Origin of the sequence: Pseudomonas oryzihabitans NBRC 102199 (assembly GCF_000730625.1) — a bacterium.
Lineage (GTDB): Bacteria > Pseudomonadota > Gammaproteobacteria > Pseudomonadales > Pseudomonadaceae > Chryseomonas > Chryseomonas oryzihabitans.
This window is the reverse complement of the sequence record NZ_BBIT01000007.1, coordinates 1-10,205: the sequence shown is the minus strand read 5'-3', so window position 1 is coordinate 10,205 and position 10,205 is coordinate 1. Positions and strand designations below refer to the sequence as shown.

At 68.0% G+C, this 10,205-nt stretch carries 9 protein-coding genes; 2 read left to right on the top strand and 7 right to left on the bottom strand.

Annotated elements, in window-relative coordinates; all coding sequences use genetic code 11:
• The 7 genes from POR01S_RS10100 to POR01S_RS10070 form a co-directional block, all read right to left on the bottom strand.
• Positions 1-1,142, bottom strand: a 1,142-nt coding sequence (locus tag POR01S_RS10100; RefSeq protein WP_042135577.1) for an acetyl-CoA C-acetyltransferase, incomplete at its 3' end; no start/stop codon positions are given.
• A gap of 14 nt (positions 1,143-1,156) precedes the next feature.
• Positions 1,157-1,783, bottom strand: coding sequence for a CoA transferase subunit B (locus tag POR01S_RS10095; RefSeq protein WP_007162849.1), 627 nt, complete (start codon positions 1,781-1,783; stop codon positions 1,157-1,159).
• A gap of 1 nt (position 1,784) precedes the next feature.
• Positions 1,785-2,486 (bottom strand): CoA transferase subunit A, encoded by a 702-nt coding sequence (locus POR01S_RS10090; protein ID WP_007162850.1) that lies wholly within the window; start codon positions 2,484-2,486, stop codon positions 1,785-1,787.
• Between the two features lie 19 nt (positions 2,487-2,505).
• The gene (locus POR01S_RS10085) at positions 2,506-3,258 is read right to left on the bottom strand and encodes a 3-hydroxybutyrate dehydrogenase (protein WP_042135576.1); all 753 of its coding nucleotides are present in this window, start codon (positions 3,256-3,258) and stop codon (positions 2,506-2,508) included.
• 10 nt (positions 3,259-3,268) lie between these two features.
• The gene (locus tag POR01S_RS10080; protein WP_042135574.1) at positions 3,269-4,663 is read right to left on the bottom strand and encodes a GntP family permease; all 1,395 of its coding nucleotides are present in this window, start codon (positions 4,661-4,663) and stop codon (positions 3,269-3,271) included.
• A gap of 359 nt (positions 4,664-5,022) precedes the next feature.
• Positions 5,023-6,459: a sigma-54 interaction domain-containing protein gene (locus POR01S_RS10075; protein WP_042135573.1), complete on the bottom strand. Its 1,437-nt coding sequence runs from the start codon at positions 6,457-6,459 to the stop codon at positions 5,023-5,025.
• Positions 6,456-7,373: a 3-hydroxyacyl-CoA dehydrogenase family protein gene (locus POR01S_RS10070; RefSeq protein WP_042135571.1), complete on the bottom strand. Its 918-nt coding sequence runs from the start codon at positions 7,371-7,373 to the stop codon at positions 6,456-6,458. Before POR01S_RS10070 ends, POR01S_RS10075 begins: the two co-directional genes overlap by 4 nt.
• A gap of 198 nt (positions 7,374-7,571) precedes the next feature.
• Between POR01S_RS10070 and codB the strand changes: the two genes are divergently transcribed.
• Together codB and codA are read left to right on the top strand one after the other, a co-directional pair.
• On the top strand, positions 7,572-8,834 hold the full coding sequence (gene codB / locus POR01S_RS10065; protein WP_027602796.1) for a cytosine permease: 1,263 nt from the start codon (positions 7,572-7,574) through the stop codon (positions 8,832-8,834).
• Positions 8,835-8,844: 10 nt separating this feature from the next.
• On the top strand, positions 8,845-10,086 hold the full coding sequence (codA, locus tag POR01S_RS10060; RefSeq protein WP_042135569.1) for a cytosine deaminase: 1,242 nt from the start codon (positions 8,845-8,847) through the stop codon (positions 10,084-10,086).
• The last annotated feature ends 119 nt before the right edge of the window (positions 10,087-10,205 follow it).

Sequence of the window (10,205 nt, the reverse complement as noted above, 5' to 3'; positions counted from 1 at the left end):
CCGATGCACAGGGTCGCCAGGCCCCGCCGACCCTCGCGCCGACGCAATTCGTGCAGCAGGGTCACCAGCACCCGGCAACCCGAGGCGCCGATGGGATGGCCCAGGGCGATGGCGCCGCCGTTGACGTTGACCTTGTCATCATCCCAACCCAGCTCCTGACCCACGGCCAGGGCCTGGGCGGCGAAGGCTTCGTTGGCCTCGATCAGGTCCAGATCGCTCAGCTGCCAGCCGGCCTTTTCCAGGGTCTTGCGGGTGGCCGAGACCGGGCCGATGCCCATGATCGCCGGGTCCACCCCGGCGCTGGCATAGGCGGCGATATGGGCCAGCGGCATCAGGCCAAGGGCGGCGGCCCTGGTCGCGCTCATCACCAGCACCGCGGCAGCGCCGTCGTTGAGGCTGGAGGCGTTGCCGGCGGTGACGCTGCCGTCCTTGGCGAAAGCCGGGCGCAACCGGGCCAGGCCCTCGGCGGTGGTATCGGCGCGGATGCCTTCGTCGGTGTCGAACGCCAGCGGCTCGCCCTTGCGCTGGGGGATGGCCACCGGGGTGATCTCCTCGCGGAAACGCCCGGATTCCACCGCCGCCGCGGCGCGCTGCTGGGAGCGGGCGGCGAAGGCATCCTGGGCCTCGCGGCTGATCTGGTACTGCTGCACCAGATTCTCCGCGGTTTGGCCCATGTGGTAGTCGTTGAAGGCATCCCACAGCCCGTCGCTGATCATGGAATCGACCAGCTCGGCATGCCCCAGGCGCAGGCCGCTGCGCACCTTGGGCAGCACATAGGGCGCAAGGCTCATGTTTTCCATGCCACCGGCGATGACGATCTCGGCGTCGCCGCAACGGATCGCCTGGACGGCCAGTTGCACCGCCTTGAGGCCGGAGCCGCAGACCTTGTTCAGGGTCAGGGCTGGCACCTCGTGGGGTAGGCCGGCCTTGAACGCCGCCTGGCGGGCGGGATTCTGGCCGGCGCCGGCGGTGAGCACCTGGCCGAGAATGACTTCATCCACCTCGGCCGGTGCCACGCCGGTTTGCGCCAGCAGGGCGCGGATGACCGTGGCGCCGAGCTCCACCGCGGGTACGTTGGCCAGGGAGCCCTGGAAACTGCCGACCGCGGTGCGGGTGGCGGCGACGATGACGACGTCTTGCATGTTCAGGGTCTCCTCTAGGCCTGGATGGGGGCACCGGTGGCGGCGCGCAGTTCATCGAGGCTGACGCCTTCGGCCAGTTCCACCAGCTTCAGACCGCCTTCGGTCACCTCCAGCACCGCCAGGTCGGTGATGATCAGGTCGACCACGCCGACTCCGGTCAGCGGCAGGTCGCAGGCCGGCAGGATCTTGTGGGCGCCCTTGGCGGTGTGCTCCATCAGCACCACCACGCGCTGTACGCCGGCTACCAGGTCCATGGCGCCGCCCATGCCCTTGACCATCTTGCCGGGGATCATCCAGTTGGCCAGGTCGCCTTGTTCCGATACCTGCATGGCGCCGAGGATGGCGAGGTTCACGTGGCCGCCGCGGATCATGCCGAAGCTCGCGGCGCTGTCGAAATAGCTGCTGCCGGGCAGGGCGGTGACGGTCTGCTTGCCGGCGTTGATCAGGTCTGGATCGACCGTCTCGGCGGTGGGGAAGGGACCGATGCCGAGCAGGCCGTTTTCCGACTGCAGCCAGACGTCCATGCCGGCGGGAATGTAGTTGGCGACGAGGGTCGGCAAGCCGATGCCGAGGTTGACGTAGAAGCCGTCCTGCAGCTCCCGGGCGGCGCGTTGCGCCATCTGTTCGCGGGTCCAGGCCATCTTACTTCTCCTCGCTCAGGGTACGTTTCTCGATACGTTTCTCGGGGCTGGCATTGACCACCAGGCGCTGCACGAAGATGCCGGGCAGGTGGATCTGATCGGGATCCAGCTCGCCGACCTCCACCAGCTCTTCCACCTCGGCCACGCAAACGCGACCGGCCATGGCGCACAGCGGATTGAAGTTGCGCGCGGTCTTGTTGAAGACCAGGTTGCCGGCCTTGTCGGCGCGCTGCGCCTTGACCAGGGCCACGTCGGCGGTCAGCGCCAGCTCCATGACATGGGGCTGGCCATTGAAGTCGCGGACCTCCTTGCCCTCGGCCACCAGGGTGCCGTAGCCGGTGCGGGTATAGAACGCCGGGATGCCCGCGCCACCGGCGCGCAGCTTCTCGGCCAGGGTGCCCTGGGGGGTGAATTCCAGCTCCAGTTCGCCGGCCAGGTACTGGCGCTCGAATTCCTTGTTCTCGCCCACGTAGGAGGAAATCATCTTGCGGATCTGCCGGGTCTCCAGCAGCTGGCCGAGGCCGAAGCCGTCCACCCCGGCGTTGTTGCTGATGGCGGTCAGTTCACGGGCGCCGGTGTCTCTCAGGGCGGCGATCAGCGCCTCGGGGATGCCGCAGAGACCGAAGCCGCCCACGGCCAGGGTGATGCCGTCGCTGACCAGCCCATCGAGGGCAGCCGCGGCGTTGGGATAGAGCTTGTTCATGATGGAGATCCTCTTGTCGTTATTGGGCGGTCCAGCCGCCGTCCATGGTCCAGGCGGCGCCCCGTACCTGAGCAGCGGCCTGGCTGCACAGGAACAGCGCCAGTTCGCCCAACTGGTCGGTGGTGACGAATTCCTGCGACGGCTGCTTGTCGCTGAGCAGGTCGCGCCGCGCCTGGTCCGGATCACTGCCACGGCTGTCCAGTTGTTGCTGGATCAGCGGGGTGAGCACGAAACCCGGGCAGAGGGCGTTACAGGTGATGCCGGTACGCGCGGTCTCCAGGGCGGTGACCTTGGTCAGGCCCACCACGCCATGCTTGGCGGCCACATAGGCGGCCTTGCCGGTGGAGGCCACCAGGCCATGCACCGAAGAGATGTTGATGATGCGCCCCCAGTCGCGCGCGCGCATGCCCGGCAGCGCCAGGCGGGTGGTGTGGAACACCGCCGAGAGATTGAGCGCGATCACCGCGTCCCAGCGCTCCACCGGAAAGTCTTCCACCGGCGCCACGTGCTGGATGCCGGCGTTGTTGACCAGGATGTCCACGCCGCCGAAGTCGCGCTGGGCGTAGGCGAAGAGCTCTTCGATCTCCTCCGGCCTGGACAGGTCGGCGCCGTGGAAGCCGCTGCGGCCGGGCAGGCTGGCCTGGGCCGCAGCGGGATCGCCGAAGCCGTTGAGGATGAGGGTGGCGCCAGCGGCGGCCAGGCGCTGGGCGATGCCCAGGCCGATGCCGCTGGTGGAGCCGGTGACCAGGGCGGTCTTGCCGGTGAGGTCCATGGCTGTCTCCTTAGACGAGGCCGGTCAGGTAGTAGAGGGCGATGACGAAGAACACCGCCACGGTCTTGATCAGGGTGATCTTGAACACGCCGCCATAGGCTTCGCGGTGGGTCAGGCCGGTCACCGCCAGCAGGGTGATGACCGCGCCGTTGTGCGGCAGGGTGTCCATGCCGCCGCTGGCCATGGCCGCCACCCGGTGCAGCACCTCCAGGGGGATGCCGGCCGCGTTGGCGGCGGCGATGAAGGTGTCGCTCATGGCGGCCAGGGCGATGCTCATGCCACCGGACGCCGAGCCGGTGATGCCGGCCAGCAGGGTCACGCTGACGGCTTCGTTGATCAGCGGATCGGGGATGGCCTTGAGGCCCTGGGCGAACAGCACGAAGCCGGGCAGGGCGGCGATCACCGCGCCGAAGCCGTATTCCGAGGCCGTGTTCATCCCGGCCAGCAGGGCACCGGAGACGGCGGTCTTGCTGCCTTCCGCCAGGCGTCCGCGGATGGCGCCGAAGCCGGTCGCCAGCACCAGCAGGATGCCCGCCAGCAGCGCGCCTTCCACCGCCCAGATGCCGGTCAGCTTGGCGACTTCCTGGGTCACCGGTTTGGCCATGCCGGGCAGGGCCAGGTTATGGGTGGCGCCGTACCAGTCGGGAATCCAGCGGGTCAGCAGCAGGTTGAGCACGCCCACCAGCACCAGCGGCGCCAGGGCCAGCCAGGGATTGGGCAGCGGCAGGTCGGCGGCGGTCTCGGGTTCGTTGCGCAGCGGTACGCTGGCATAGCCTTCGCCACTGTTGCGCGCCTTGCGGCGAGCGCTGCCGAGGTAGGCCAGGCCCACGGTGATGACGAACAGCGATCCGGCCAGGCCCAGCCAGGGCGCGGCCCAGGCGGTGGTCTGGAAGAAGCTGGTGGGGATGATGTTCTGGATCTGCGGCGTGCCGGGCAGGGCGTCCATGGTGAAGGAGAAGGCGCCCAGGGCGATGGTCGCCGGGATCAGCCGCTTGGGAATGTCGCTCTGGCGAAACATCTCCGCGGCGAAGGGATAGACGGCGAAGACCACCACGAACAGCGAGACGCCGCCATAGGTGAGCAGGGCGCAGACCGCGACGATCACCGGGATGGCCCGCTCGCGACCGAGCAGGCGAATGGCCGCGGCGACGATGGCGCGGGAAAAGCCCGACAGCTCGATCAGCTTGCCGAACAGGGCGCCCAGCATGAACACCGGGAAATAGAGTTTGAGAAAGCCCACCATCTTGTCCATGAACACCCCGGTGAAGGCGGGCGCCACGGCGGACGGGTCGGTGAGCAGCACGGCGCCGAGGGCGGCGAGAGGGGCGAAGAGGATGACACTGAAACCCCGGTAGGCGGCGAACATCAGCAGCGCCAGGGCGGCGAGTGCGATCAGGACACTCATGGCTTCTCCTAGAGCTTCGCCTGGGGCGAAGCGGTTCTTGTTGTTATAGGGCGATGCAGAGATCGCCCGAATGCAGGAGCCAGAACCGTGCCAGATTCATAGGTTATTGTTTTGTATGGATTTTTATTTTGAGCGCTGCCAATTACCGCCATTTTGTCTCAAAATCTGGACCCCGTAGGTTGGGCTGAGCGCAGCGAAGCCCAACAACAGCTCGACGCCGGCCATGTTGGGCTTCGACGATAAAGCCTTCTCCACCCAGCCTGCGCATGACTCTGTAGGAGCGGCCCATGGCCGCGATTACCAATCCATCGCGGCCATGGGCCGCTCCTACAGGACATTTCTCAATTTATGGATATGTCTCATATTCGAGACATAAGCCCCAGCGCCATCAGCTTCTTGTATAGCGTAGAACGCCCCAACCCCAGGCGCCGGGCGGCTTCGTCCACCTTGCCGCCGCAGGCGGCCAGGGTCGCCTGGAACAATTCCCGGTCGAAGCGCTGGCGCGCTTCGGCGTAGGTTTCGCCGGTAGCGCTCGTCACAGGCTTGGCTGGCAGTTCGGCGGAAACGCCCAGGGCCTCCGCCAGCGCCGCGGCGTCCAGCTGGCTGTCGTCGCCCAGCAATACGGCGCGCTCCAGCACGTTGCGCAACTCGCGCACATTGCCGGGCCAGGGCTGGCGCTGCAGCAGGGCCAGGCCGTCGGCGGTGAGGTCGGGCGTCGACTGTCCGCCCACCTGCGGCAGCCCGTCGAGGATGGCCTCGGCCAGCAGCGCCAGGTCGTCCAGGCGTTCACGCAGCGGCGGGATGCGGATCGGCAGCACGTTGAGGCGGTAATAGAGATCGGCGCGAAAGCGTCCCTCGGCCACGGCGGTTTCCAGATCGCGGGAGGTGGCGGCGATCATGCGCACGTCGCAGGCCAGCACCTCGTTGGAGCCCAGGGGTTCGTATTCCTTTTCCTGCAGCACCCGCAGCAGCTTGGCCTGCAGGGCCAGGGGCATGTCGCCGATCTCGTCGAGAAACAGGGTGCCGCCCTGGGCGATCTGCAGCTTGCCCGGGCGGGCGCGCCGTTCGGCACCGGTGAAGGCGCCAGGCGCGGTGCCGAAGAATTCCGCTTCCAGCAGGCTTTCCGGGATGGCCGCGGCATTGATGCTGACGAAGGGCCGCCCGGCCCGTGGCGAGGCGCCGTGGATGGCGTGAGCCAGCAACTCCTTGCCGGTGCCGGTCTCGCCCAGCAGCAGCACCGCAGCCTCGCTGGCGGCGGCGCGCCGGGCGCGGCGCTTGACCTCCAGGCTGACCGGGCCGCTGCCGACGAAGTGGCCGAAACCGTACTTGGCGGTGCGCGCATGCTGCAGCGAGCGCCGGGTAGTGGCCAGTTCTTCCTGGATGCGCAGGTAGCGGGTCACCAGCGGCGCCAATTGCTGCAACTGGTCGAACAGGGCGAAACCGATGGCACCGATCAGCTCGCCCTCGTCGGTATGGATCGGCAGGCGCATCACCACCAGCGGTCCGTTGCGGGTCTCCAGCATGTCCAGCAGGATCGGCTGGCCATTGCGCGCCACCTCGCGCAGCAGGCTGTGGGGAATGATCTGTTCCACCGGCTGACCGATGGCGGCGGCGGCATCCGGCAGGCCGAAGTGCTGGGCGTATCTCTGGTTGATCCAGACGATGCGCGCCTCGCGGTCGACGATCACCGTGCCGTTGCTGGTCTGCTCGATGATCTCGAACAGCGAGCGGATCGCCCGCTGGCGGATGTCGGCATAGTCTTCCAGCCCGGGCAGACCCGGCGGGGTGCGGCTCATGGCTTCAGCGCATGGCGCAGCTGGTGCAGGCGCCGCTGGACGATGCGCTCACGCCGCGCGGCGTCCCATTCATGGAAGCCGTGGCCGCTGCGCAGGCCGGTACGGCCGGCGGCCACCTGGTCTTCCAGCAGCTGCAGCGGCGCCTCGTCCCGCGCCAGGGTCGGCCAGAGATGCCGGGCGATGTCGCGAAAGGTATCCAGGCCACCCATGTCCGCCGCTTCCAGCGGCCCGGCCATGGCATAGCGCCGACCCAGGGAGGCGCGCATCACCCGGTCCACCGTCTCGGCGTCCGCCGCGCCGCTCTGCACGATGTGCAGGGCCTCGCGCAGCAGGGCGAATTGCAGGCGATTGCCGACGAAGCCGGGAATGGCGCGCTGCAGGACCACGGCTTCCAGCTCCGCGGCTTCCAGCAGTAGGCGCACGGATTCCAGATGGGCGGGCAGGGTGGCCGTGCCGGGCACCAGCTCCACCAGGGGAATGAAGTGCGGTGGATTCCAGAAGTGGGCGATCAGCAGGCGCTCGGGATGGCGCAGGTGCGCGGCCAGTTCGTCCGGTGGCAGGCCGCTGGTGTTGCTGGCGATCAGGGCGTCCGGGCGCAGCACGGCTTCGAGCTGGGCATAGAGGCGGTGCTTGAGCTCCAGGCGCTCGGGCACGGCTTCGAACAGCAGGTCGCAGTCGGCGAGATCGGCCAGCTCGGTCGTGGTGCTGAGGCGGGCGATGACCGCCTCGGTGTCCACCGCGATGTCGGCTTCTTCCAGCTCGGCGAGCAGGGTGCGCGCGGTGGCGGCCACCTCGGCGAGGCGGGCGGGGTCGACGTCCTGCAGCTGCACGGCATGGCCGTGGCGCGCCAGGTGTACGGCGATGCCGATGCCCATGAGACCGGAACCCAGGACGGCGAGGCGTGGCGTGGTCATGATCTTTTCCTTGTGAGACGGCCGCGGCAACCGTCTCACACTTGACCGCCCCCGGCCAAGGCACGGGACAGCGCCCTGCACCAAAGACGGGCTCCAGGGATCGGCCGGCAAGGGCGCCCTGGCCTCTGCCATGCCGCTTGGCAGGGCCTGGCACGGCCACTGCTAAGCGTCAGGTACGCCCATCCCGAGGAATGCCTTATGAGCAACGCCGGCAACGACTATCCCCTGAGCGAAGTCCCGCCCCACGCCCGCAAGGGGCTGGCCTCCCTGGCCATGGTGCTGCTGGGCTTCACCTTCTTCACCGCCACCATGTTCGCCGGCGGCAAGCTGGGGGTGGCCTTTGGTTTCACCGACCTGCTGTGGGTGATCGCCCTCGGCAATCTGCTGCTAGGTCTCTATGCCGCCGCCCTCGGCCATATCGCCTGTCGCAGTGGCCTCAACTCGGTGCTGATGGGGCGCTTCGCCTTTGGCGAACGCGGCAGCAAGCTGTGCGACCTGATCCTCGGCTTCACCCAGATCGGCTGGTACGCCTGGGGGACGGCCACCGCTGCCGTGGTGCTGGGCAGGTACTTCGGCCTGGAGCAGGGCGCGGTGCTGGCGCTGATGGCGGTGTTCGGCCTGGGCTTCTGCGCTACCGCCTACATCGGCTACCGCGGCCTGGAGATCCTCTCCTGGATCGCCGTGCCGGCCATGGCGCTGCTGCTGATCCTGTCCATGAGCGTGACCACCGCCAAGGCCGGCGGCCTGGCCGGCCTGCTGGCGATCCAGCCCAGCGCCAGCCTGGACCTGTCCACCGCCATCACCCTGGTGTTCGGCACCTTCGTCAGCGGCGCCACCCAGGCCACCAACTGGACCCGCTTCGCCCGTTCCACCCGGGTGGCGGTGCTGGCCAGCCTGATCGGCTTCTTCATCGGCAACGGCCTGATGGTGCTGATCGGCGCCTATGGCGCCATCGTCTACCAGCAGCCGGACGTGGTGGAGGTGCTGATGCTGCAGGGCTTCGCCACCGCCGCCCTGGCCATGTTGCTGCTCAACATCTGGAGCACCCAGGACAACACCATCTACAACTTCGCCGTGGCCGGCTGCAACCTGGTGCGTACCAGCCGCCGCAAGACGGTGACCCTGGCCGGCGCCCTGATCGGTACCGCCCTGGCCGTGCTGGGCATGTACGACCTGCTGGTGCCCTATCTGGTACTGCTCGGCACGGTGATCCCACCCATCGGCGGGGTGATCGTCGCCGACTTCTGGCTGCGCCATCGCGGGCGCTATCCGCTGCTCGCCGAGGCCCGCCTGCCGCACTACAACTGGCCGGGGCTGGCGGCCTACGGCCTGGGCACCATCGCCGCCTTCGGTTCGCCCTGGGTGGCGCCCCTGGTGGGCATCGGGGTGGCGGCGCTCGGCTATGGCGTGTTCAATGGCCTGAGTCGCGGCCGTCGTGCCGCCGCCCCCGCTTCGCTCTAGGAGATCGACCATGCGCATCCTCAACGCCCGCCTGCGTGACCGCGAAGGCCTGTATGACATCCGCCTCGAAGGCGGACGCATCGCCGCCATCGCCGAGCAGCTCATGCCGCCTGCGGTAGGGCCGGACGACATCGACGCCGCCGGCAACCTGGTGGTGCCGCCCTTCGTCGAGCCGCACATCCACCTCGACGCCACCCTGACCGCTGGCGAGCCGCGCTGGAACATGAGCGGCACCCTGTTCGAGGGCATCGAGTGCTGGGGCGAGCGCAAGGCCACCATCACCCAGGAAGACACCAAGACCCGCGCCACACGCACCATCCGCGCCCTGGCCGCCCATGGCATCCAGCACGTGCGCACCCACGTCGACGTCACCGATCCGTCGCTGGCCGCACTCAAGGCCATGCTGGAGGTACGCGAGGAGACCGGCCACCTGATCGACCTGCAGATCGTCGCCTTTCCCCAGGAGGGCATCGAGTCCTTCAAGAACGGGCGCGAGCTGATGGAGGAATCCATTCGCCTGGGCGCGGATGTGGTCGGCGGCATCCCGCACTTCGAATACACCCGCGACCAGGGCGTGAGCTCGGTGAAATTCCTCATGGACCTGGCCGAGCGCACCGGCTGCCTGGTGGACGTCCATTGCGACGAGACCGACGATCCCCATTCGCGCTTTCTCGAGGTGCTGGCCGAAGAGGCACGCAGCCGCGGCATGGGTTCGCGGGTCACCGCCAGCCACACCACCGCCATGGGCTCCTACGACAACGCCTACTGCGCCAAGCTGTTCCGCCTGCTGACCCACGCCGGCATCAACTTCATCTCCTGCCCGACCGAGAGCATCCACCTGCAGGGCCGCTTCGACACCTTTCCCAAGCGTCGCGGCGTGACCCGGGTCAACGAGTTGCTGGAGGCCGGCCTCAACGTCTGCTTCGCCCAGGATTCAATCGTCGATCCCTGGTATCCGCTGGGCAACGGCAACATCCTGCGGGTGCTGGAAGCGGGGCTGCACATCTGCCACATGCTCGGCTATCGCAACCTGCAATCGGCGCTGGACCTGGTCACGGTCAACAGCGCCAAGGCCCTGTGCCTGGGCGATCGCTACGGCCTGGAGGAGGGGCGACCGGCCAACCTGCTGGTGCTCTCCGCCGACAGCGACTACGAGATGGTCCGCAGTCAGGGCCTGCCGCTGTACTCCATCCGTAACGGCAAGGTGCTGATGCAGCGCCGACCGGCACAGGTGGAACTGGCGGATCGGTAACGGGTGGCGGTCAGCCGATGCGGACAGGCTTGTGCCGGTCGCCTGCGATTTTCAGGGCTAGCAAAGATCTGATTATCACTCGGACAACCACCTCTCCCTCTGGGAGAGGGCTGGGGTGA

Coding starts and splice junctions, on each gene's coding strand:
- POR01S_RS10095 (WP_007162849.1), bottom strand. CDS start 1,783: ATGGCCTGGACCCGCGAACAGATGGCGCAACGCGCCGCCCGGGAGCTG.
- POR01S_RS10090 (WP_007162850.1), bottom strand. CDS start 2,486: ATGAACAAGCTCTATCCCAACGCCGCGGCTGCCCTCGATGGGCTGGTC.
- POR01S_RS10085 (WP_042135576.1), bottom strand. CDS start 3,258: ATGGACCTCACCGGCAAGACCGCCCTGGTCACCGGCTCCACCAGCGGC.
- POR01S_RS10080 (WP_042135574.1), bottom strand. CDS start 4,663: ATGAGTGTCCTGATCGCACTCGCCGCCCTGGCGCTGCTGATGTTCGCC.
- POR01S_RS10075 (WP_042135573.1), bottom strand. CDS start 6,459: ATGAGCCGCACCCCGCCGGGTCTGCCCGGGCTGGAAGACTATGCCGAC.
- POR01S_RS10070 (WP_042135571.1), bottom strand. CDS start 7,373: ATGACCACGCCACGCCTCGCCGTCCTGGGTTCCGGTCTCATGGGCATC.
- codB (WP_027602796.1), top strand. CDS start 7,572: ATGAGCAACGCCGGCAACGACTATCCCCTGAGCGAAGTCCCGCCCCAC.
- codA (WP_042135569.1), top strand. CDS start 8,845: ATGCGCATCCTCAACGCCCGCCTGCGTGACCGCGAAGGCCTGTATGAC.